The sequence below is a fragment of the Hydrogenophaga sp. genome, from assembly GCF_048549895.1.
In the GTDB taxonomy this organism is placed as follows: domain Bacteria; phylum Pseudomonadota; class Gammaproteobacteria; order Burkholderiales; family Burkholderiaceae_C; genus Hydrogenophaga.
In genome coordinates, this window is sequence record NZ_JBLYYB010000078.1 from 71,064 (window position 1) to 93,203 (window position 22,140).

The window sequence follows — 22,140 nt, forward strand, 5'->3', positions numbered from 1 at the left end:
GCGCAGGTGCGGCTCGGCTGAAAGAACACAAGTCTGGCAGGTTCAGCGCGTTCGTTCCAGCGCAAGGGCAAAACGCCGCAGCGTCGGTGGGGGAACCTCGCCCAGCACCGTCAACCAGTGGTCGCCCACCCGCTTGCTCACCGAGTGGGTCGCGCCGACAGAAGCCGCCTTTTCCTGGCCGTGGCGCTGCGCATCAAAAGGCTCGACAAACAGCGACACGGAAGCCAGGCCATCGGAGAACACCCACTGCATGGGCGCGGTGCCTGGCGCCTGGGTCGCACCGGCGTCGCGGGTGTGGCAACTCATGGCGGTGAACCCGGGCACCGGCTCCTTCAAACGCCAGCCCTCGGCTTCGGCCGTGGTCTTCTTGAGCAGCGGCTTGTGCACCTCGTAGCCGCGTGTGTCCTTCATCAGCTTTTGCAGCTTGTCCATGCTGACCGGGGCATCGAGCTGCAACTCGGAGAACGACATCTGCTCCAGCACAGCACCTTGCTCGCCCAGCGTCTGCAGCTTGACCACCAAACCGGTTTGCCGCTCGGACCAGATGCGGTATCCAAAGCGCAGCTCGTCCTTGGGCAGGATCTCGACCATGTCGGCGAGGTGTCCTGCCACGCGCTGCACGCCGGTTTCGCGCGCTGCGTAAAACTGGGGAATCAGGTTGTTTGGCGTGCGCAGCAGCTCGGGAAACATGCCCAGCGACTCGCGCCTTTCGACAAACGCCGTTTTCGTCTCCGGCTCGAATGTGATCACATCGTTGTTGCGCCGGATGGTGGTGCGTGGTGGGCCGGTGAGCGTGTCGACGCGCTCCATCTGCTGGCTACCGTCACACACATGCCAGATCTTCGACGCCGACATCGAAGCCCCTGCCGACACCACCAGCGTGCCGGTGTAGGCCCGCTGGCGCGATGCCTCGTGCATGCGGCTGAGCCACTCGTTGACGGTCCGCGTGCCGGTCTGGGGTGTCGATCCGACCTGGGCTTGCGAAGGTGCACCCAGCAACAAGCCCGCCGTCAGCAGCGCCATGGCACCCACAGGTCGCCAGTGCCGCAGCATCAAATGGGCCTGGCGCGACCGGTGTGACAAGGTAGCGGCAAAAACAGGCATGGCGGATTCAGCGGCAAACAGGTTGGGCGTCATGGCTGCTCAACGCCCCGCAGCTTCGTAGGTCGCGTTGCGAATGAACCCGGAAGGCATCTGCAAGGCGGACATGCCACCGTGCTGGCGGTGCTCGGCCAGCAAGGCTTCGAGTTGGGCGTCGCGAATCACAACGCCCTGGCCGGTGTTGACGGCCACTGGCTCGCTGACCACGGGGGTGGCGACGGTGACCACAGCTGCAGCAGGCGCCGAAATCACCGGAGCGTTGGATGCCAGCTGGGCACCCGCTGCACCATTCGACCCCGAACCTGAAACCACGCTCCAGCTCACCGCCATCACGGCTGCCAGCGATGCAAAACCCGCCACCAGCTTCCAGCGAAAGACCGCGTCGTTGGCGGCCTCACGCAGGCCGTGTCCAGACAATGGCAGGGCGGCTGCATCCGCCAGGCGAGGCAAGCGGGTTTCTGTATCGCGGGCTTCAAGACCAGTCCGCACGGACGCCAGAAAATCGGCCGCAGGCTGGGCACCCGTCGGGTCCCGGTGACCCCGCAGCACATCCCCGATCACCTGGTATGCATGCCAGCTCGACAAGGCATCGGTCTCCAGTGAATCCATCAGGGCTTCGAACTCGCAGGCGCCGAGCTCTCCATCGACCATGGCAGACAACGCAGTGTTCACACCCATGCTCTGGATGACATCGGCCTTGTCAGCCGGCAGCGGATTGTGGTTTTGTTCGGCATTCATGATTCATTTCCCCGTGTGCGATGCGATCGGCTTGCGTGCGTCAAACGACTGCGCAACTCCACTACCAGCGTTTGCCCGTTTGGCGTTCCAGCATCGGTTTGATGCGTCCGGAAATCGCCTCGCGTGCTCGAAAAATCCGCGAACGAACCGTTCCAATCGGACATTCCAGCGCCTGCGCAATTTCTTCGTAGCTCATGCCCTCGATTTCCCGCAAGGTGATCGCCATTCGCAACTCTTCGGGCAGCGCATCCATGGCCGCATTGACCGCTTGGGCAATCTCCTTGCTGGCCAGCACCGCCTCGGGCGTCTCGGTGTCGGCCGCGTTGAAATTTAGTTCGCGTTCGGACGAGGAAGTTTCATCGTCGTCCGAGGATTTCATCTGCGACTGGAAAACCAGGGGATCGCGCTTGAGCTCCATCAGCTGCTTTTTTGCGGTGTTCACCGCGATCCGGTACAGCCAGGTGTAGAACTGGGCATCACCCCGGAACTGCGCCAGCGCCCGGTAGGCCCGGATGAAGGTTTCCTGCGCGATGTCTTGAACCAGATCGGAGTCGCGCACCATGCGACCGATCAGCCGCTCCACGCGGCGCTGGTATTTGATGACGAGCAATTCAAACGCTCGCTGCTCGCCGCCCAGTGTGCGCTGCACCAACATGACGTCGCTGTCGGGAGGCGGGGGGGCGGTGTGGTCTTCGGGATTCATGCGCGCGGAAATATAACCCAAGGGGTGAAAGACGAAGACCGCAAAGGAGCATGGCCTGCGGCGGCAAAGGCCTGCGCGATGCTTGCAGCCATCAGGCCCGGCTCGCCACCAGTGCCCGACGCAGGTCGTTCCAACGCGCAGGAAAGGCACCTCTCTCGACCCAGACCCACCGCTGCCCTCGGCCCGGCTCGCAAAAGCGCAGCAAGACACGGCTTTGAAAATCGAGCACGCGCTCCATGCCGCTCAACACCTGCGGCCCGGCGCCCGCGTGATCGGTCCACGACCAGACACCGCTGGCGCCGCCCTCCTCCACACGCCATGGCTCCCAGCGCAGGGTACCCTGAGGCGAACGAAGCCAGCTCAGAAAAGCCCACGTCGCCCATATCAGCCACCCGACAACACCCGCCACACAAGGGAGCCAACCCCGGACGCCGAAGGTTCGGAAATCCGACTCGATCAGAAAAAGCATTCCCACCGCGGCGCTCACCGCTCCAAGCGCCCCCAGCAGCCAGGCCTGAAACGCACAACGCCCCACCGGGAAGACCACGGATGGGGCGTTGTGCATGAAATGAGCGCGGGATAGAAGCGATCGAGGACTTCAAATGCGCTTGAAGACCAACGAACCGTTGGTGCCGCCGAAGCCAAAATTGTTTTTGAGTGCAACGTCGATCTTCATGTCCCGCGCGGTGTTGGCGCAGTAGTCCAGATCACATTCCGGATCCTGGTTGAAGATGTTGATGGTCGGCGGGCTCTTCTGGTGGTGCAGAGCGAGCACGGTGAACACGCTCTCGATGCCACCTGCGCCGCCCAGCAAATGACCTGTCATGGATTTGGTGGAGTTGACCACCACGTTGCCTGCGTGGTCGCCCAAAGCTGCCTTGATGGCGTTGGTTTCATTCAGGTCGCCCAAAGGCGTCGAAGTTCCGTGCGCGTTGAGGTAATCCACTTGATCAGCGTTCAGACCCGCGTTGCGCAGGGCACTGCCCATCGCGCGGCGAGGGCCGTCCATGCTGGGGGCCGTCATGTGGCCTGCGTCGGCGCTCAAACCATAGCCTGAGAGCTCGGCGTAGATGCGTGCGCCGCGCGCTTTGGCGAACTCGTACTCTTCGAGCACCATCACGCCGGCGCCTTCGCCCAACACAAAACCATCGCGGTCCTTGTCCCAGGGGCGGGAGGCCGTGGCCGGGTCGTCGTTGCGTGTGGACAGGGCGCGCATGGCGGCAAAACCACCCACACCCAGAGGCGACACGGTGGCTTCGGAGCCGCCGGCCACGATCACGTCTGCATCGCCGTATTCGATCTTGCGAGCGGCCTCACCGATGCAATGCAGGCCCGTGGTGCAAGCCGTCACCACCGCCAGGTTTGGCCCCTTGAAGCCGTATCGCATCGACACATGGCCGGCGATCATGTTGATGATTGAAGCGGGCACGAAAAATGGCGAGATGCGGCGCGGCCCGCGGTTCACCAATTCGGCGTGGGTTTCCTCGATCAGTGGCAAACCACCAATGCCCGAACCGATGATGCAACCGATGCGGATCGCGGTCTCTTCATCCAGCGCATCGCCCAGAGGCAAGCCCGAGTCGACGACAGCCTGATGGGCTGCTGCCACGCCAAAGTGGATGAAGGCGTCCATCGTGCGCGCCTCTTTGGCGCTCATGTAGGACTCGATGTTGAATCCTTTGACCTCGCCTGCGATCTTGCAGGCGAAGCTGGAAGCGTCAAACCGGGTGATGAGGTCAATGCCGGAGCGTCCGGCCAACAGATTGGCCCAGGCATCTTCCACCGTGTTTCCCACGGGGCTGATACAGCCCAGGCCTGTCACGACAACGCGACGACGGCTCATTCAATTCCCCCGCGCTCTTGACCGCACACCTGGCAACCCGGGTTCGAAGAACTTGGCGGGCAGGCAGCGGTTGAGCGCATGCAAATAAACAATCAGGCCTTCTGGTGGGCCATTGCGTAGTCGATGGCGTTTTGCACCGTCGTGATTTTCTCGGCGTCTTCGTCGGGGATTTCGATACCGAACTCGTCCTCGAGAGCCATCACCAATTCGACCGTGTCGAGAGAGTCGGCACCGAGGTCGGCCACGAAAGCTTTTTCGTTGGTGACCTGGCCCTCTTCCACACCGAGTTGTTCGGCAATGATTTTCTTAACACGTGCTTCGATATCGCTCATAAGTCCCTCTGAGGGTGGTTGAAATGCAAGGCCGCCATTTTAGCCGGGCTAGGGAGGTCTCCCCAGATGGCCCGCCGGGCGGCTGGCGCGGCGATTGAACACATTTGAAGCGGGTCGCGTTGTCAGGACATGAACATGCCGCCGTTGACATGCAACTCCTGGCCCGTCACGTAAGACGCTTGTGGACCTGCCAGGTAGGCCACCGCATGCGCGATGTCGGCTGGTTTGCCCAGGTGCCCCAGCGGGATCTGACCCAACAGCGCTTTCTGCTGTTCTTCGGGCAGCGCTGCGGTCATGTCGGTTTCGATGAAACCGGGCGCCACGCAGTTCACCGTGATGTTGCGACTGCCGAGTTCACGCGCCAGAGCACGGGTCATGCCGGCCACACCGGCCTTGGCCGCTGCGTAGTTGGCCTGGCCCGCGTTGCCCGAGGCACCCACCACACTGGTGATGCTGATGATGCGGCCATAGCGCTGCTTCATCATGGGGCGAATCACTGCTCGGCTCATGCGGAACACCGCCTTCAAGTTGGTGTCGAGCACGGCATCCCAGTCGTCATCTTTCAGGCGCATCGCCAGCATGTCGCGGGTGATGCCGGCGTTGTTCACCAATACCTGCAACCCGCCATGGGCCTTGACGATTTCATCGATCAACGCTTCAGCGGAAGCGGCATCGTTCACGTCCAGTTTCGCTCCACGGCAACCCACCGCCGCGCCGGCGACACCGGTCAGGCTGGTGGTGATCTTGGCCGCACCTTCGTCGCTGGTGGCGGTTCCGATGACGATGAGGCCACGCGCAGCCAGTTCATGTGCAATGGCCGCACCAATGCCGCGCGAGGCGCCTGTGACCAAGGCCACCTGGCCCGCAAACTTCACTTCAGACATGGTGTGCTCCTGAACTCAGGCCAACAGGGTTTTGACATCGGCCAAGGTCGCCGGATCGTAAAGGGGCGCGCCCGTGAGCTCGGGGTCGATGCGCTTGGCCATACCGGCCAGCACCTTGCCCGGGCCGCATTCGACGATGGTGTCGACTCCGCGCGCCTTGATGGCCTGGACACATTCCACCCACCGCACCGGGCCGAACGCCTGGCGGTACAGCGCGTCACGAATGCGGTGCGCGTCGGTTTCCACCGCCACATCGATGTTGTTCACAACAGGAATCTGCGAAGCTGAAAAAACCGTGCTCGCCAGTTTTTCTTTCAACAGCTCGGCAGCAGGCTTCATGAGGCTGGAGTGGAAAGGCGCCGACACCGACAAAGGCAAGGCGCGCTTCGCGCCGTTGGCCTTGAGCACTTCGCAGGCTTTCTCGACCGCGGCCTTGCTGCCCGCGATCACCGTCTGGGATGGATCGTTGAAGTTCACAGCCTCGACCACCTCCACAGTGCCCGCACCAAACGTGGCTTGCGCCTCGGCACAGCCGGCAATGACGCGCTGCGCATCCATGCCAAGAATGGCAGCCATGGCACCGGTGCCCACGGGCACGGCTTCCTGCATGGCGGCTGCACGGAAACGCACGAGTGGCGCAGCCTGGGCCAACGTCAACACGCCGGACGCCACCAGCGCCGCATATTCGCCCAGCGAATGGCCCGCAAGCACCGACGGCAGAGCACCGCCCTCGGCACGCCAGACACGCCAGGCGGCCACGCCGGCCACCAGCATCACCGGCTGCGTGTTGGTCGTGAGGGACAGCAGTTCCTTGGGGCCGTCGTGGATCAGCTGACCCACGTTTTCGCTCAGGGCGTCCGAGGCTTCGGCGAGGGTGCCCAACACCTCCGGGTGATCGCCCCAGGCGTCCAGCATGCCCACGGCTTGTGAGCCCTGGCCGGGAAATACAAACGCAAAATTCTTCATGTGATCTTCAATGGTCTGGTGCGGAAGAAGCCCCCTGGGCGGCTCTGCTCAGAAGTCCAGCAGCACGGCGCCCCAGGTGAAGCCTCCGCCCACGCCTTCGAGCATCAGGGTGTCGCCTTTTTTCACCCGGCCCTGGCGCACCGCGTGGTCCAGCGCCAGCGGGATCGAAGCAGCCGATGTGTTGCCATGCTGGTCGACGGTCACCACCACCTTGTCCATGGGCAGCTTGAGCTTGCGCGCCGTGCTTTGCATGATGCGGATGTTGGCCTGGTGCGGAATGAGCCAATCCACGTCCTCGGCCGTTTTGCCCGCTTTGGCGAGCACGGCCCGTGCGGTGTCTTCGAGCACGCCCACCGCCAGCTTGAACACCGCCTGGCCGTCCATCTTGAGCAGCGGGTCGCCCAGGATCAAGCCGCCCGACACGTGCCCGGGCACACACAGGATGCTCGAGTGTTTGCCATCGGCGTGGATATCGGTGGCAAGGATGCCGGGCTTGTCAGACGCTTCCAGCACCACGGCACCGGCGCCATCGCCAAACAACACGCAGGTGGTGCGGTCGTTGAAATCCAGAAGGCGGCTGAACACTTCGGAGCCGACCACGAGCGCCTTGTGCGCGGTGCCCGACTGGATCAGGGCGTCGGCCACGGTGAGTGCATAGATGAAGCCACTGCAGACCGCCTGCACATCGAACACGGGGCAGCCGGCGATACCCAGCTTGTGCTGCAGCAGCGCGGCGGTCGACGGAAAGACCATGTCGGGCGTCGATGTGGCCACGATGATCAGGTCGATGTCGGCCGGCAGCACACCCGCGGCGGTCATGGCTTCGCGGCAGGCCACGGCCGCCAGGTCACTGGCGAACACACCGTCCGCAACGAAGTGGCGCGCACGGATACCGGTGCGTTCCACGATCCAGTCGTCGCTGGTTTCCACGCCACGCTGGGCCAGCATGCCGACCATGTCGGCGTTGGTCAGGCGGTTCGGCGGCAGGCAACTGCCGGTGCCGGTGATGCGGGCAAAACGGGTCATGCGGTGCGGTTGGGATGGGTCAGAGTGTCGGGATGCTCTTGAGTTCGCTGGGCAGCGACTCTGGCGACATCAGCTGCTGCGCGTGTGCAATGCGTTCTCGCACGTTGTCGAGCAACCGGTTGTGGGCCGCATCATAAGCCCGCCCCAAGGCCTGCTCGAACGCGAACGCGTCCGCCGAACCGTGGCTCTTGAACACCAGTCCCTGGAGGCCCAACAGTGCTGCCCCGTTGTACCGACGGTGATCAACCCGATTTTTAAAAGACTTTAAAACCGGATAAGCAACGATGGCCGCCATTTTCCGGAAGATGCTGCTGGAAAACTCTTCTCGAAGAAAACCGCTGATCATCGAGGCCAGCCCTTCGCTGGCCTTCAGCGCAACGTTGCCCACAAAACCGTCGCACACAACGATGTCGGTCGTGCCCTTGAAGATGTCATCACCTTCCACATTGCCAAAGAAGTTGAGATCGCCGGTGTTGGCTGCATTTCGCAGCAAAACACCCGCTTTTTTGATCACTTCACTGCCTTTGATGACCTCTTCACCGACATTCAGCAAGCCGACGCTGGGCTCCGGGCGACCAGTGGCCGCAGCCACCAGGGCCGAGCCCATCACGGCGAACTGCAACAGATGCTCGGCTGAGCAATCGACGTTGGCCCCCAGGTCCAGCACCGTGGTGGCGCCTCCGCGGGCATTGGGCATTTGCGTGGCGATGGCCGGTCGATCAATGCCGTCCATGGTCTTGAGCACGTACCGGGCAATGGCCATCAGAGCGCCGGTGTTGCCGGCAGACACCACGGCCTGAGCCGCACCGTCCTTGACCTGATTGATCGCCACGCGCATGGACGAGTCTTTTTTTCGCCGCAGGGCGATCTCCACCGCATCGTCCATGCCCACGACTTCGGTCGCCGGCACAACGGTGCAGCGCACGTTGTTGAGCAACTGAGGCCATGCCCGGAACACATCGGGCTTGCCCACCAGCAAGAGTTGGGCTTGCGGGTGGCTGGCGAGAAAGGCCTGGCAGGCGGGCATCGTCACGCCCGGACCGACATCTCCACCCATGCAATCCACGGCAATGGTGATCATCTCAAGTTCCTGAGGCGGGCACGGCAGGTGCCCCTTCCATGAAAAAAGCCCGCATGGAACATGCGGGCCTGGGCCTGTCGAGTCCGCCTGACCCCGAGCGCATGACGCAGCGAGGCCAATGGCGAACCGTCACGTCAGGCTTCGGATTTGTTCTTCAGCACCTGACGACCACGGTAAAAACCGTTGGGGCTGATGTGGTGGCGCAGGTGGATTTCACCGGTGGTGGGTTCCACGGCGATGCCCGGCACGTTCAAGGCGTTGTGCGAACGGTGCATACCGCGCTTGGAAGGGGACTTTTTGTTTTGCTGAACAGCCATGGTGGGCTCCTGAAATCGGTAGGGACAAACGGGTGCGCCTGAAACCATGCACGTCGGTGTGCCTTTGGATGCCTGCGCAAAGCCAAGCATTATAGCCCGAAGCGCCCATTCGAGCCCAGAGACCGATGAGGGGCAGGCGGCTTGCCTACTTTTTGAGCTTGGCCAACCCGGCAAACGGGTTTTTGCGCTCGGGCTCGCCATCGTCCATCCCCACCATGGGGTCTGACGCCTGCATGACGACCGGCACTGGGCAGGTTTCGTGCAGGGGGACCAGCGGCAACTCCATCAGCATTTCGTCTTCCAGCACATCGTGAAGCCGGGGGCGGGGCTCCAGCGCCAGCAGATCTTCCTCACAGTCGTCGTCTTCGGCCTCCGCCGTGGCCTCGTCGTTCACGAAGCGGAACCACCGATCGACGTTCAGCGGTGTGTCGACCGGGCCAAGACAGCGTTGGCACGTCAAGGGAATCGATGTCTTGGCCTGCAGGTGCAGCCAGACGGCCGGCGCTCCGCCGGAGGCTCCGGCGCGCATTTCACCGTGGGCTTGCCAGGTCACCGAACCCAGGGCGGGCTGGGCTTCGTCGGCATGGGCCTCGGCAACCAGCCGCTCGAAACGGGTCATGGGATCGTCTGCCTGCAAATCTGCGCCGGCCTGGGCAAAGGCGCGCACGTCCAGCCTGTCGGGATTCCAGCTGGTCTTGGGTGTGGGTTTCATGTCGGGCAGTTTAAAAGAATGCACGCAGAATAGCGGGATGACGCCCGACCGCCCCATCGCATCGCCTCCCAGCTCGCGCCCACTCATCCTGGGCTCCACTTCACGTTACCGGCACGAGCTGCTGTCCCGATTGAAGTTGCCGTTCGAGGCTGTGGCGCCCAACGTGGACGAAACCCCGAGATCGGGCGAGAACCCGGCGGACCTGGCGGTGCGCCTTGCGCTCGCCAAGGCACGCGACGTGGCGGCGCGCCACCCGCAGGCGGTGGTGATCGGCAGCGACCAGGTGGCGGATTTGCGAGGCGAGCCGCTGGGCAAACCCGGTACCCACGAACGCGCGGTGGTCCAACTCAAACGGTTGCGCGGTGAAACGGTGGTGTTCCAGACCGCGCTGGCGGTGGTCTGCGCGGCCACGGGCTTCGAGCAGTGCGACATCGCCTCGGTGCGTGTGGTTTTCCGCAAGCTCAGCGATGCCGAGATCGAGCGCTACCTGCGGGCCGAGCAACCCTACGACTGCGCTGGCAGCGCCAAGAGCGAAGGTCTGGGCATCGCGCTGCTGGAGCGCATCGACAACGACGATCCCACCGCGCTGGTGGGTCTGCCGCTGATCCGCACCTGCCGCATGATCCGCGCTGCGGGCGTGCACGTGCCGTGAGTGCCCTGCTCACCCCCAGGGGAACGCTTTACCTGGTGCCCACGCCGCTGGACTTCGGCGTGGCGCTGGAGGCGGCACCGGCAGACACGTGGCTCCCCAAAGAAACGATGCTGGTGGCCAGTGGCCTGACGCACTGGATCACCGAAAACGCGAAGAGCACACGGGCTTTCCTGAAGCGGGTGGAGGCGGCGGTGGGCATTGCGGCACCCATGCAGAACCAACACATCGTCGAGCTGCCCCGGGCCGCTCACAAGAAAGGCGACCACACACCGCAGGCCGGAGGCGATGCGCAAGCGCGCGAGCTGTTGGCCCCCGCCCTGCAAGGCCACCACATCGGCCTGGTGAGCGAGGCCGGCATGCCAGCCATTGCCGACCCGGGCAGCGCGGTGGTGCGCGCAGCGCATGCCCTGGGTTTGCAGGTGGTGCCGCTCACGGGACCGGTTTCGCTGATGCTGGCGCTGGCCGCCAGTGGCTTGAACGGACAAAGTTTTGCGTTTGTGGGCTATGTGCCGCAAGAAGCCTCCGAGCGGGGCAAGCGCCTGCACGATCTGGAGGCGCTGGCGCTGAAAACCGGACAAACCCAGATCCTGATCGAGACGCCCTACCGCAACACCGCGCTGCTGCAGGCGCTCTTGCAGACCCTGCACCCGCACACCCGGTTGGCCGTGTGTTGCGCGATGTCGCTCCCGCAGCAGGTGAGCCGCAGCGCACTGGTGAGCGAGTGGAAGCGCAGCCCGGGCATTGCCAACGATCTGCCGCTGGACACGCCTGCGGTGTTTTTGTTCGGTCGCTGAAGGTTCAGCCCATCACGCGTTTGATGTGGGCGCGCACCGAGGCGCCCAGTTCAGCATTCGCCAGCGCGAGATCGATCGTGGCCTCCAGGAAACCCTCTTTGCTGCCGCAGTCGTAGCGCGTGCCGTCGTAGCGGAAGGCCTGCACCTTCTCGGTGCCGATCAACGCGGCAATGCCGTCGGTGAGCTGGATCTCGCCTCCCGCGCCACGGGGCTGGCGGCGAATGCTCTCGAACACCGCTGGCGTGAGCACGTAGCGGCCCGCCACCGCCAGGGTGGACGGCGCCACATCAGGCGCAGGCTTCTCGACCATGGCGAATACCTCGGCCAGCGCTGCGCTCACACCATGCACATCAACCACGCCGTAGCGCCGGGTGTCCGCGCGCGGCACGTCTTGCACAGCCAGCACGGTGCCGGGGCTGGACTCAAAGGCTTGCACCATCTGTTGCAACACGGTGGGGCCGCCCTCGGCCTGGCGCGCGCCCATCATCAGATCGTCGGCCAGCAACACAGCAAACGGCTCGTCGCCCACCAGGCGCTCGGCGCACAACACCGCGTGCCCCAGACCGAGCGCGCGGGGTTGGCGCACGTACACGCAGTCCATGTCGTCGGGCTTGATGGAGTGAACGAGTTCAAGCAGGGCCGACTTGCCGGCCGCTTCGAGTTCCATCTCCAGCTCGTAGGCGGTGTCGAAGTGGTCTTCAATGGCGCGCTTGTGGCGACCGGTCACGAAGATCATTTCGCGGATGCCGGCGGCATAAGCCTCTTCCACCGCGTATTGAATCAATGGCTTGTCGACCACGGGCAGCATTTCCTTGGGGATGGCTTTGGTGGCGGGCAGAAAGCGGGTGCCGAGGCCGCCCACAGGAAAAACAGCTTTGCGAATGGTCATGGTCTCTCTCTGGCTTGTTGTTTCAGGAGTGCAGCCTTGCATGGTAACGGCGCAGCATGAAACGACCTCGAAGGGCTACACTGCCTCGGGCTCCCAGACGGGTCCAGCCACTCACCGTCCACCTTCCCGATCAGCAGAACATGAGCATCACCCCCGTCATTCTTTGCGGCGGCTCCGGCACCCGCCTGTGGCCACTGAGCCGCCAGAGCTTCCCCAAGCAATTCGTTCCGCTGGTGGGCAACCAGAGCCTGTTGCAGCTGACGCTGGCGCGCCTGGCCTGGTGCGGCAACCCGCCCGTGTGCGTGGCCTCGGAAGACCACCGTTTTCTGGTCGCTGATGCGATGGAATCGCAAAACTCGGCCGGCCAGGTGCTGCTGGAGCCGGCGGCGCGCAACACGGCTGCGGCCATGGCGTTGGCCGCCTTGCTGGCCGCCAGCCCGGCAGATGCCGACCCGCTGCTGCTGTTCTGCCCCTCCGACCACCACATTCCCGACGTCGAGGCTTTCGCACACACGGTTCGTCAAGGGGTGGCGGCAGCTGAAGCCGGCGCCATCGTCACCTTCGGCGTGGTGCCCAGTTTTCCGAGCACGGCGTACGGCTACATCGAACAGGGTGATGCCCGCACCGATGGCAGCCGCCGCGTGGCGCGCTTCATCGAAAAGCCCGCGCCCGCCGCTGCCCAGGCCTTGCTGCTGCAAGGCAACGTGCTGTGGAATGCCGGCATCTTCCTGGTGCGCGCCAGCACGTTGTTGACCGCACTCGGCCAGCACGCCAACGACATCCTGCAATCGTGCCGTCAGGCGATGGCTGCGCCGAAGCAGGACACCGTGGGCCAGATCCACTTTGTGCGACCCGAAGCCGCGCCCTTCCTCGCCTGCCGCTCGCAGAGCATCGACTACGCGGTGATGGAGCGCCACGCCGACGTGGCCGTGGTGCCCTTCCAGGGCCAGTGGAGCGACGTGGGAAGCTGGAACGCCGTGGCCGACCTCAGCCCGGCCGACGACGACGGCAACCGCATCACCGGCCAGGGCCACACGCTGCACGCGAGCAACACCTTCATCCACGCACCGGGCCGCACCGTGGTGGCCCTGGGCACCAAGGACCTGCTGATCATCGACACGCCCGACGCCCTGCTGGTGGCCCAGCGCGACCACGCAGAACAAGTGAAGGACGTGGTCGCGCACCTGTCGCGCCTCAAGGTGCCGGAGGCTGCGCTTCACCGCCGCGTGGCGCGCCCCTGGGGTTGGTACGACAGCGTGGACGTGGGCGAGCGCTTCCAGGTCAAGCGCATCGGTGTCAAACCCGGCGCCAGCCTCAGCCTGCAGAAGCACCACCACCGAGCCGAGCACTGGATCGTCGTCAAGGGCACGGCCGAGGTCACGCGCGGCGCAGAGACCTACCTGCTGTCGGAGAACCAGTCGACCTACATCCCCATCGGCGAAGTGCACCGCCTGCACAACCCGGGCAAGCTGCCGCTGGAAATGATCGAAGTGCAGTCGGGCAGCTACCTGGGCGAAGACGACATTGTTCGCCTGGAAGACAAGTACGGCCGCCAGCCCGACGCCGCCAAACCCTGAGGCTCCACGCATGAAGATTTTGCTGACCGGCGGAGCCGGCTATATCGGCAGCCACACAGCGGTTGCCCTGGTGGCGGCGGGTTTCGATCCGATCGTTCTGGACAACTTTGCCAACAGCCACCCGGTGGTGATGGAGCGCCTGGCCACCATCACCGGCCGATCCATCACACTGGAACGCGGTGATGTACTCGACACAATGTGGGTGCAAGACGTGCTGCGCCGCCACCAGCCGGCCGGTGTGGTGCACTTTGCAGGCGACAAGGCGGTGGGCGAGAGCGTGGCGCTGCCGCTCAAGTACTTCCACAACAACATCGGCGGTGCGGTCAGCCTGCTGCGCGCCATGGACACCGTGTACACCGAAGCGCCGGGCAACGCGCCCACGCTGGTGTTCTCCAGCAGCGCCACGGTCTACGGCGACCCGGCAACAGTGCCGATCACAGAGAACTTTCCACGCAGCCACACCAACCCGTATGGCCACAGCAAGCTGGTGATCGAGGACATGCTCTCGGCCCTGCGCACCGCCAACCCGGCGTGGCGCGTGGGCGTGCTGCGCTACTTCAACCCCGTGGGCGCGCACCCGAGCGGGCTCATCGGCGAAGACCCGGCCGGCATTCCCAACAACCTCATGCCCTATGTGGCGCAGGTGGCCGTGGGCCAGCGCGAGCACCTCAACGTGTACGGCAACGACTACGCCACGCCCGACGGCACCGGCGTGCGCGACTACATCCACGTGCAAGACCTGGCCGACGGCCATGTGGCCGCCATCAAGGCGCTGCTCGGGCAAGGCGAAAGTTTCACCGTGAACCTGGGCACAGGCCGCGGCCACAGTGTGCTTGACGTGGTGCAAGCGTTTGAGGCCGCCAGTGGCAAGCCGGTGCCCTACCGTGTGGCGCCGCGCCGCGCGGGCGATGTGGCGCAGTGCTGGGCCGACCCCGCCCTGGCTTTGCGCCTGCTGGGCTGGCAAGCCCTGCACACACTGGACGACATGTGCGCCGATGCCTGGCGCTGGCAGCGCGCCAACCCCAACGGTTACCGGAGCTGAACGCCCGCGGAGCGCGCGGCGAGGAAGATGCCCTCGCCGACGCTTGCGCCAAAACGTTTGGCCAGGCGCAGGCCCACGTTTTCACGCCGGGTGTAGTCCACCAGCTCTTCGGCCTTGACGACCTCGCGCGCAACAAAGTCGAGGTTGCCCAGGCCATCGGCCAGCCCCAGTGCCACGGCTTGCTGGCCGTTCCACACCAGACCACTGAAAGTCTCGGGTGTTTCTTTCAGGCGGTCGCCACGGCCCTTTTTCACCACCTCGATGAACTGCGTGTGAATCTCGGCCAGCAGGCTCTGCATGAACTGGCGCTGCGACTCGTTCTGCGGGCTGAACGGATCGAGCAGACCCTTGTTGTCGCCAGCGGTCATCAGGCGCCGCTCGATGCCCAGCTTTTCCATGAGCCCGGTGAAGCCGAAACCGTCCATGAGCACGCCGATGCTGCCCACCAGGCTGGCCTTGTCCACGTAGATGTTGTCGGCCGCCGCCGCGATGTAGTAGGCGGCCGAGGCACAGGTCTCTTCCACCACCGCATAGACCTTCTTGTCGTGCAGACCCTTGAGGCGCGTGATCTCGTCGTTGATGATGCCGGCCTGCACGGGGCTGCCGCCGGGGGAGTTGATCAACAGCACCACCGCCTGGGCGCCCTCGTCGTCAAAGGCCGAGCGCAATGCAGCGACCACGTTTTCCGCGCTGGCTTCGGCGCCGGAGGCGATCTCGCCCTTGATCTCGACCACTGCCGTGTGCGGCGTGCTGGTCGCAGACGCCATGTCGGCGCTGGTGTACAGAAACCAGACGATCGCGCCCAGAATGGCCAGCCACATGAAGCGGGTGAACATTTTCCAGCGGCGCGCCGCCTGCTGCTCGCGGATGGTGGCAAACACCAGCTTTTCCAGCGTGGCGCGCTCCCAAGCCACCCCGTGGTTGCGGTCGCTGCCAGCGGAGCTTGTCGAGCCCAGGTTGTCGTCGTTCATGGTGGGGAATTTCTCAGAATTCAACAGGTTTGAGGTGGTATTGTGACCGCCAGTGAATCACCCCATCGAGCTCCAGCAGTTCGATCTTGAACAACCCGCCGCGGCACGGCCCGCCCCGGCATTCACCGCTGGTAGGCTCGTACACGGCCCCGTGTGTGGCACACATCAGCCAGCGGCCGGTGTCGTCAAAAAAACGATCGGGCTGCCAGTCGAGTTCCATGGCCACGTGTGCGCAGCGGTTCAGGTAGGCATGTGGTTTCCCCTGGAAACGCACCGCAAACGCGCGGCAGGTCTGGCCCGCGTAGTTCACATCGAACGACACCGCCCGTCCCCCGTCGACCAGATCGCGGCTGTTGCACAGCGGGTGGACCGGATCGTCGGTGGGTGGCGTCATGGAAGCCTCAGGCGTGTTGGGTGAGCCAGTCGCGCAGTTCGCGCACCGAATGCGCCACATGCAGGGGCTTGAGTTCGTGAAACGCGTCGGGCTCGTGCGCGCCGTAGCTCACACCCACGCTCGCACAACCCGCGTTCAGTGCCATCTGCAGGTCGTGTGTGGTGTCGCCGATCATGAGCGTGCGCTCGGGCGAAACGCCGAACTCGCTCATCAGCTCCTGGAGCATCAGCGGGTGCGGCTTTCCGGCGGTCTCGTCTGCAGTGCGCGAACCGTCGAACAACCCGACCAGTTCCACCGTGCGCAGCACCTCGTCCAGACCCCGGCGGCTCTTGCCGGTGGCCACGGTCAGCAGGTGCTGGCGCTCTTTCAGTTCAGCAAGCAAGGGCAGCACGCCCTCGAACAAGCTCAGGTCGTGCTGGCGCGCGGTGTAGTGGTGGCGGTAGCGCTCGCCCAGCTGCGGGTACTTCTCGGGCGGCACATCGGGCGCAGCATGGGCCAGCGCTTGCATCAGGCCCATGCCGATCACGTAGCTGGCGGCCTGGTGGGTGGGCGGCGTGCCCCCCACGTCGCTCACGGCCAGCTGGATGCTGCGGGCAATGAGCGCGGTGGAGTCGAACAGGGTGCCGTCCCAGTCGAAGGCGATGAGGTCGTAGTGGCGGGCGCGCATGGTGTCAGGCAGTGGCCAGGGTTTGCGCGTGGTGGCGCAGGTGGTCGTCGATGAAGCTTGTGATGAAGTAGTAGCCGTGGTCGTGGCCGGCATGCCGGCGCAGCGTGAGCGGCTGACCGGCCTGCTGGCACGCGGCCTCGAACAGGTGGGGATGCAGTTGCGCCGCCAGGAAGTTGTCGGCCAGGCCCTGGTCGATGAGCAATGGGGGCGCTTTTTTGCCAGCTTTCACCAGTTCGGTGGCGTCGTGCGCAGCCCAGGTCGTGCGGTCCGCGCCCAGGTAGCCGGTGAACGCTTTTTCGCCCCAGGGGCATTGCGTGGGCGCGGCGATCGGCGCAAAGGCCGACACGCTCTGGTACAGGCCCGGGTGACGCAGGGCGAGTGTGAGTGCGCCGTGACCGCCCATGGAGTGGCCGAACAGACCCACGCGGTCGGCGCGCGCCGGGAACTTCGACAACACCAGCGCGCGCAGCTCCTGCGTGATCCAGCTCTCCATGCGGAAGTGTTTGGCCCAGGGCGCCTCGGTGGCGTCAAGATAAAAACCGGCGCCGTGGCCGAAGTCCCAGGCGGCGCTGGCGCCGTCGATGCCCGTGTCGCGCGGGCTGGTGTCGGGCGTGACGATCATCAGGCCCAGCTCGGCTGCAACGCGCTGGGCCCCGGCTTTGATGGCAAAGGTTTCTTCTGTGCAGGTCAGCCCGGCCAGAAAGAACAGCACCGGCACTGGGCCCTGAGCCGCTTGCGGCGGCACGAACACGCCAAACTTCATCGGCAGGCCGATCTCGGCGGAGGCGTGCCGGTAGAAGCCCTGCACGCCGCCGAAGCAGCGGTGCTCGCTCAGCGTTTCCAGACCCATCAAAACTCCACGACGGCGCGGATGGATTCGCCGCGCTTCATCAAATCAAAGCCTTCGTTGATCTGGTCCAGCCGAAGCTTGTGCGTGATCAGGTCGTCGATGTTGATCTTGCCTTCCATGTACCAGTCGACGATCTTGGGCACGTCGGTGCGGCCGCGCGCACCGCCGAAGGCCGAGCCTTCCCACTTGCGGCCGGTGACCAGCTGAAACGGACGCGTGCTGATTTCGGCACCGGCTTCGGCCACGCCGATGATGATGCTGCGGCCCCAGCCCTTGTGGGTGCACTCCAGCGCGTCGCGCATCACCTTGGTGTTGCCGATGCACTCGAAGCTGTAGTCGGCGCCGCCGTCGGTGAGCTGGACGATGGCGTCCACCACATTGGGCACTTCCTTGGGGTTGATGAAGTGCGTCATGCCGAACTTGCGCGCCATGGCTTCGCGCGCGGGGTTCAGATCGACACCGATGATCTTGTCGGCGCCCACCATCTTCGCGCCCTGGATCACGTTCAGGCCGATGCCGCCCAGGCCGAACACGACCACGTTGGCGCCCGCCTCGACCTTGGCCGAGAAGATCACCGCACCGATGCCGGTGGTGACGCCGCAGCCGATGTAGCAGACCTTGTCGAACGGTGCGTCTTCGCGGATCTTGGCCAGCGAAATCTCGGGCGCCACGGTGTAGTTGCTGAAGGTGCTTGTGCCCATGTAGTGAAAGATGGGTTGGCCGTCGATGCTGAAGCGGCTGGTGGCGTCGGGCATGAGGCCCTTGCCTTGCGTGCCGCGGATCAGCTGGCACAGGTTGGTCTTGCGGCTCAGGCAGAACTTGCACTGGCGGCACTCGGGCGTATAGAGCGGGATGACGTGATCGCCCTTCTTGAGCGAGGTCACGCCGGGGCCCACGTCCACCACGATGCCCGCGCCTTCATGGCCCAGGATGGCGGGGAAAATGCCTTCCGGGTCAGCGCCCGAGAGCGTGTAGTAGTCGGTGTGGCAGATGCCGGTGGCCTTGATTTCCACCAGCACTTCGCCGAATTTCGGCCCCTGCAGGTCCACGGTTTCGATGGTGAGGGGCTGGCCTGCTTTCCAGGCGACGGCGGCTTGCGTTTTCATGGTGTGTTCGGTGGGTTGTTGAAATCTCCATCGAGGGTACCCCAGATCAATTGGCCTTGTCCCGGGCCCCGATGGAATCCACCACGCCCCCATACCTTGCCAGCGCATCCAGCAGCGCGGTGGCCGCCTCATCACCGATCTCGTCAAGCAGTTCGCGTTCGGCCTTCTTCAGCGCTTTGGCAAACGCAGCCAGCCACAGGCGTCCCGCCTCGGTGAAATTCACAATGCGCGCCCGCCGGTCTGCCGGGTCGGACAGGCGCACCACCAGACCCAGCACCTCGCACTGGTCGATCAGCTCCGTCATGGCGGCGTTCGTCATGTGGGCGCGTTGCGCCAGCACCGTGATGCGCGTGCCCTCCAGGTCCAGATGCCGGGTGAGGTTGATGTGGGACAGGCGCGTCTGGGCATGACCGGCCTGGGCCATCAGCGCCAGCACACGGGACTCGAAACGTGTCAGCGCATTGCCCAGCACACGACCCGCGTTGTGCATGCGCCAGGCGTCTGACGCACGGCGAGGTCTGGACGGTGGATCGTTTTTGAGTACACTCAAAATAGTTAGGCAACCTAAGCAAATGACCGAAATGGCTGGCAAATTATCGATGAGCCCGACGCAACCGCAGGGCGATGACATCCACACCGAGGTGTTGATCGTGGGCGGCGGGCCTTGCGGGCTCATGCTGGCCAACGAATTGGGCAGGCGCGGCGTGCGTGCCCTGCTGGTGGAACCCAAGCCCGGGACCGCCTTCAACCCGCAGGCCAACGCGACCCAGGCGCGCACCATGGAGCACTTTCGCCGGCATGGCTTCGCGGATGAAATTCGCGAACAGGGCCTGCCGTCCGACCATCCGACCGACATCGCGTACTTCACCCGCTTCAGCCAGCATGAACTGGCGCGTTTGCGGCTGCCCACGGCCGGACAAGCCGCGGCCACCATCAAGCGCATGAGCGGTTCGTGGAGCGCTGCCGAGTTGCCCCACCGCGTGTCGCAGAAGTTCGTGGAAGCCACTCTGATGCGCCACGCCAGGCAGTGGTCCGATATCGACATTCGCCACGGCTGGCAGCTCCGCGATTTCAACGACAACGGGCGCGAGGTCGAAGCCAGCATCGCCTCGGTTGACGGCACCGGATCGCGCTCGGTGAAAGCGCGCTTCCTCGTTGGCGTGGACGGCGCACGCAGCGTGGTGCGGCAGCATCTGGGCATCGGCTACGGCGGCGCCAGCGGCTTCAAGCGCGAGTTCATGGGCGGAAAAATGTTCGCGCTGTACTGCCGCGTGCCTGGCTTCCACGCGGCGTTCCCGCACGACAAGGCCTGGATGTACGTCTCGGTGAACGCGCAACGGCGCGTGTTCATGGCCTCCGTCGACGGCCAGAGCGAGTTCGCTTTCCACGCGGCGGTTCACGATGGTGAGGACGCAGACGCATGGACCGAGGACGACGCCCGGCGCATCTTTTTGCAGGCCATGGGATGCGAACTCCCCATCGAAATCCTGTCCATGCTCACTTGGACTGCCGGGCATGCACTGGTGGCAGAACGGTTTCAGAAAGGCCGTGTCTTCATCGGCGGCGACGCGGCCCACCTGTTCACGCCCACGGGCGGCCTGGGCTACAACACCGCCGTGGAGGACGCCGTCAACCTCGGCTGGAAGCTGGCCCATGTGCTGCAGGGGCGCGCGCCCGAATCGCTGCTCGACACCTACGAACTGGAGCGCAAACCCCTGGCCCAGCGCAACACCGCCTACGCCAGACATTTCGCCGACTCGGTGGGCCTGTTCAAGGCCACGCCCGAACTGGAACAGGAGGGTCCCGCTGGCGAGTGCGCCCGCCAGGCCGCATCGGCGTACTTCAACGCGCACGTGCGGCTCGAATTCAACATACCCGGTGTGACCTTCGGCGGTCGTTACGACGGGTCGCCCATCGTCGTGTCCGACGGATCAAGCCCGCCAGCAGACACGCCCAACGAGTACGTGCCCAGCGCCTGCCCGGGCGGACGTCCACCACACGCCTGGCTGGAAGACGGGCGCTCGCTCTACGACAGCTTTCACTTCGAATGGACGCTGCTGTCGCTGGGTCCGCAGCCGCCCGACACCGGTGCGTTCGAACGCGAGGCCCAGGCAGCGGAGTTGAACCTCCTGGTCGTGCGCCACCCTGCGCCGGAACTGCTGGCCCTGTACGAAGCCCCGCTGGTGCTGATCCGGCCCGACCAGATCGTGGCCTGGCGCGGAACGGATGCGACACAAGCCGCGCAGGTGCTGGGCATCTGCACTGGCGCACGCGTGAACGCGTCGGCCTGAAACCTCAATCGACCTTCGCGCCGCCCCTGAACCACTGCCCGATCAGGGCGCGTTCCTCCTCGGTCAAGCCGGTCGCGTTGTTCATCGGCATGAGGCGCGACACCACCGCCTGCTGGTAGACCGCTTGCGCGTGCTGCTGGAGTGCCTCCGCTGAATCGAGCCGCACGTTTTTCGACTGCAAGGCCTCGCCATGGCACATCACACAGCGCTGCTCGATCACGGGTTTGAGCTGCGCGTAGCCCACCACGTCGGGCACCACCACGGCCTGCACCGGGTCGGGCTTGAGCCAGACGATGAGTGCGATCAGCACCACCACACCCACGGCCGCGAAGGGCCAGGGGTGCTTGTTGCGGCCCAGTTTGTGGCCGTGGCGCATGACGAAGAACTGGCGGATCGCCGCACCCGCGAACATCATGCCGATCAGGATCAGCCAGTTCTGCGGGTGGGTGTAGGTGAAGCTGTAGTGGTTGCTCAGCATGGCGAACAGCACCGGCAGCGTGAAGTAGGTGTTGTGCACGCTGCGCTGCTTGCCACGCTGGCCGTGGACCGGGTCGACCGGGCGGCCGGCCTCGAGGTCGGCCACCACGGTGCGCTGGCCGGGGATGATCCAGAAGAACACGTTGGCGCTCATGGCGGTGGCGATCATCGCGCCCACCAGCAAAAAGGCCGCGCGCCCGGCAAAGAGTTGCGTGGCCATCCACGCCGCCACACACACCAGCACCAGCACCAGCGCGCCCACCTTGGCGTCGCCGTTCTTGCTTTGGCCCAGCAGGCGGCAGATCGCGTCGTACAACAGCCAGAACACCACCAGGAAAGCCAGCGCGGCCGAGATCGCGGCGGCAGGGCTCCAGTCCATCACCTTGGGATCGATCAGGTAGACGCGGGGACTCCAGATGTAGGAGATGAGGAACAGCGCGAAGCCCGAAAGCCAGGTGGAGTAACTCTCCCAATAAAACCAGTGCAGGTGCCCGGGCAGCTTCGGGGGTGAGACCGCGAACTTCACCGGGTGGTAGAAACCGCCGCCGTGCACAGCCCAGAGCTCACCGCTGACGCCGTCTTTTTTCAACTGCTCGTCTTCGGGTGGGGTGAGGCTGCTGTCGAGAAAGACGAAGTAGAAGGACGAGCCGATCCAGGCAATGGCCACGATCACATGCAGCCAGCGCAGCAGCAGGTTGGCCCAGTCAAGCAGGTAGGTTTCCATGGC

25 protein-coding genes are annotated in these 22,140 nt (G+C 64.6%); 5 read left to right on the forward strand and 20 right to left on the reverse strand.

What is annotated here, in order from left to right; translation table 11 throughout:
• Positions 1-42: 42 nt before the first annotated feature.
• The 12 genes from ACN4F8_RS08375 to ACN4F8_RS08430 all read right to left on the reverse strand — a co-directional run bounded on the left by ACN4F8_RS08375 (position 43) and on the right by ACN4F8_RS08430 (position 9,703).
• Positions 43-1,137, reverse strand: a complete 1,095-nt coding sequence (locus ACN4F8_RS08375; RefSeq protein ID WP_419473145.1) for a MucB/RseB C-terminal domain-containing protein — start codon at positions 1,135-1,137, stop codon at positions 43-45.
• 6 nt (positions 1,138-1,143) lie between these two features.
• A complete protein-coding gene (locus tag ACN4F8_RS08380; RefSeq protein ID WP_419473146.1) occupies positions 1,144-1,839 on the reverse strand; it encodes a sigma-E factor negative regulatory protein in 696 nt (231 codons plus the stop codon).
• A gap of 61 nt (positions 1,840-1,900) precedes the next feature.
• A complete protein-coding gene (rpoE, locus tag ACN4F8_RS08385; RefSeq protein WP_419473147.1) occupies positions 1,901-2,542 on the reverse strand; it encodes an RNA polymerase sigma factor RpoE in 642 nt (213 codons plus the stop codon).
• Positions 2,543-2,633: 91 nt separating this feature from the next.
• Entirely contained in the window at positions 2,634-3,107 is a 474-nt protein-coding gene (locus ACN4F8_RS08390; protein WP_419473148.1) for a hypothetical protein, read from the reverse strand.
• Between the two features lie 33 nt (positions 3,108-3,140).
• Positions 3,141-4,385 (reverse strand): beta-ketoacyl-ACP synthase II, encoded by a 1,245-nt coding sequence (gene fabF, locus ACN4F8_RS08395; protein ID WP_419473149.1) that lies wholly within the window; start codon positions 4,383-4,385, stop codon positions 3,141-3,143.
• Positions 4,386-4,477: 92 nt separating this feature from the next.
• A complete protein-coding gene (gene acpP, locus ACN4F8_RS08400; RefSeq protein ID WP_068173947.1) occupies positions 4,478-4,717 on the reverse strand; it encodes an acyl carrier protein in 240 nt (79 codons plus the stop codon).
• A 122-nt stretch (positions 4,718-4,839) separates the two neighbouring features.
• Positions 4,840-5,601 (reverse strand): 3-oxoacyl-ACP reductase FabG, encoded by a 762-nt coding sequence (gene fabG, locus ACN4F8_RS08405; protein ID WP_419473150.1) that lies wholly within the window; start codon positions 5,599-5,601, stop codon positions 4,840-4,842.
• A gap of 15 nt (positions 5,602-5,616) precedes the next feature.
• Positions 5,617-6,567, reverse strand: a complete 951-nt coding sequence (gene fabD, locus ACN4F8_RS08410) for an ACP S-malonyltransferase (protein WP_419473151.1) — start codon at positions 6,565-6,567, stop codon at positions 5,617-5,619.
• A 48-nt stretch (positions 6,568-6,615) separates the two neighbouring features.
• A complete protein-coding gene (locus ACN4F8_RS08415; RefSeq protein WP_419473152.1) occupies positions 6,616-7,593 on the reverse strand; it encodes a beta-ketoacyl-ACP synthase III in 978 nt (325 codons plus the stop codon).
• Positions 7,594-7,612: 19 nt separating this feature from the next.
• Positions 7,613-8,674 carry a phosphate acyltransferase PlsX gene (plsX, locus tag ACN4F8_RS08420; protein ID WP_419473153.1) on the reverse strand — a complete coding sequence of 354 codons (1,062 nt, stop codon included), beginning with the start codon at positions 8,672-8,674 and terminating at the stop codon, positions 7,613-7,615.
• A gap of 134 nt (positions 8,675-8,808) precedes the next feature.
• On the reverse strand, positions 8,809-8,991 hold the full coding sequence (gene rpmF, locus ACN4F8_RS08425; RefSeq protein WP_019575026.1) for a 50S ribosomal protein L32: 183 nt from the start codon (positions 8,989-8,991) through the stop codon (positions 8,809-8,811).
• Positions 8,992-9,136: 145 nt separating this feature from the next.
• The gene (locus ACN4F8_RS08430) at positions 9,137-9,703 is read right to left on the reverse strand and encodes a YceD family protein (RefSeq protein ID WP_419473154.1); all 567 of its coding nucleotides are present in this window, start codon (positions 9,701-9,703) and stop codon (positions 9,137-9,139) included.
• 37 nt (positions 9,704-9,740) lie between these two features.
• Here ACN4F8_RS08430 and ACN4F8_RS08435 point away from each other — a divergent pair, with 37 nt between their 5' ends.
• Both ACN4F8_RS08435 and ACN4F8_RS08440 read left to right on the forward strand, forming a co-directional pair.
• On the forward strand, positions 9,741-10,355 hold the full coding sequence (locus ACN4F8_RS08435) for a Maf family protein (protein ID WP_419473155.1): 615 nt from the start codon (positions 9,741-9,743) through the stop codon (positions 10,353-10,355).
• 5 nt (positions 10,356-10,360) lie between these two features.
• Positions 10,361-11,149: an SAM-dependent methyltransferase gene (locus tag ACN4F8_RS08440; protein WP_419473219.1), complete on the forward strand. Its 789-nt coding sequence runs from the start codon at positions 10,361-10,363 to the stop codon at positions 11,147-11,149.
• A gap of 4 nt (positions 11,150-11,153) precedes the next feature.
• Here the strand turns inward: ACN4F8_RS08440 and galU are convergent, their stop codons facing one another.
• Entirely contained in the window at positions 11,154-12,038 is an 885-nt protein-coding gene (galU, locus tag ACN4F8_RS08445) for a UTP--glucose-1-phosphate uridylyltransferase GalU (RefSeq protein ID WP_419473156.1), read from the reverse strand.
• A gap of 140 nt (positions 12,039-12,178) precedes the next feature.
• Here galU and ACN4F8_RS08450 point away from each other — a divergent pair, with 140 nt between their 5' ends.
• Both ACN4F8_RS08450 and galE read left to right on the forward strand, forming a co-directional pair.
• Entirely contained in the window at positions 12,179-13,615 is a 1,437-nt protein-coding gene (locus tag ACN4F8_RS08450) for a mannose-1-phosphate guanylyltransferase/mannose-6-phosphate isomerase (RefSeq protein WP_419473157.1), read from the forward strand.
• A 10-nt stretch (positions 13,616-13,625) separates the two neighbouring features.
• On the forward strand, positions 13,626-14,657 hold the full coding sequence (gene galE / locus ACN4F8_RS08455) for a UDP-glucose 4-epimerase GalE (RefSeq protein WP_419473158.1): 1,032 nt from the start codon (positions 13,626-13,628) through the stop codon (positions 14,655-14,657).
• On the opposite strand, the gene ACN4F8_RS08460 is transcribed toward galE, so the two are convergent.
• From ACN4F8_RS08460 to ACN4F8_RS08485, 6 genes are read right to left on the reverse strand one after another with little or no spacing between them, the layout of a single operon-like run.
• Positions 14,645-15,628, reverse strand: coding sequence for a S49 family peptidase (locus tag ACN4F8_RS08460; protein WP_419473159.1), 984 nt, complete (start codon positions 15,626-15,628; stop codon positions 14,645-14,647). The genes galE and ACN4F8_RS08460 overlap by 13 nt on opposite strands.
• A gap of 13 nt (positions 15,629-15,641) precedes the next feature.
• On the reverse strand, positions 15,642-16,022 hold the full coding sequence (locus ACN4F8_RS08465; RefSeq protein WP_419473160.1) for a Rieske (2Fe-2S) protein: 381 nt from the start codon (positions 16,020-16,022) through the stop codon (positions 15,642-15,644).
• A gap of 7 nt (positions 16,023-16,029) precedes the next feature.
• On the reverse strand, positions 16,030-16,689 hold the full coding sequence (locus ACN4F8_RS08470) for an HAD family hydrolase (protein ID WP_419473161.1): 660 nt from the start codon (positions 16,687-16,689) through the stop codon (positions 16,030-16,032).
• Positions 16,690-16,693: 4 nt separating this feature from the next.
• Positions 16,694-17,539, reverse strand: coding sequence for an S-formylglutathione hydrolase (gene fghA, locus ACN4F8_RS08475; protein WP_419473162.1), 846 nt, complete (start codon positions 17,537-17,539; stop codon positions 16,694-16,696).
• Positions 17,539-18,645: an S-(hydroxymethyl)glutathione dehydrogenase/class III alcohol dehydrogenase gene (locus ACN4F8_RS08480; RefSeq protein WP_322271388.1), complete on the reverse strand. Its 1,107-nt coding sequence runs from the start codon at positions 18,643-18,645 to the stop codon at positions 17,539-17,541. The genes fghA and ACN4F8_RS08480 overlap by 1 nt, the downstream gene beginning before the upstream one ends.
• A 46-nt stretch (positions 18,646-18,691) precedes the next feature.
• Positions 18,692-19,135, reverse strand: coding sequence for a MarR family winged helix-turn-helix transcriptional regulator (locus tag ACN4F8_RS08485; RefSeq protein ID WP_419473163.1), 444 nt, complete (start codon positions 19,133-19,135; stop codon positions 18,692-18,694).
• Positions 19,136-19,244: 109 nt separating this feature from the next.
• Between ACN4F8_RS08485 and ACN4F8_RS08490 the strand changes: the two genes are divergently transcribed.
• The gene (locus ACN4F8_RS08490; protein ID WP_419473164.1) at positions 19,245-20,936 is read left to right on the forward strand and encodes an FAD-dependent oxidoreductase; all 1,692 of its coding nucleotides are present in this window, start codon (positions 19,245-19,247) and stop codon (positions 20,934-20,936) included.
• A 4-nt stretch (positions 20,937-20,940) separates the two neighbouring features.
• Here ACN4F8_RS08490 and ACN4F8_RS08495 read toward each other — a convergent pair whose 3' ends face one another.
• Positions 20,941-22,137 (reverse strand): urate hydroxylase PuuD, encoded by a 1,197-nt coding sequence (locus ACN4F8_RS08495; RefSeq protein ID WP_419473165.1) that lies wholly within the window; start codon positions 22,135-22,137, stop codon positions 20,941-20,943.
• Positions 22,138-22,140: the final 3 nt, after the last annotated feature.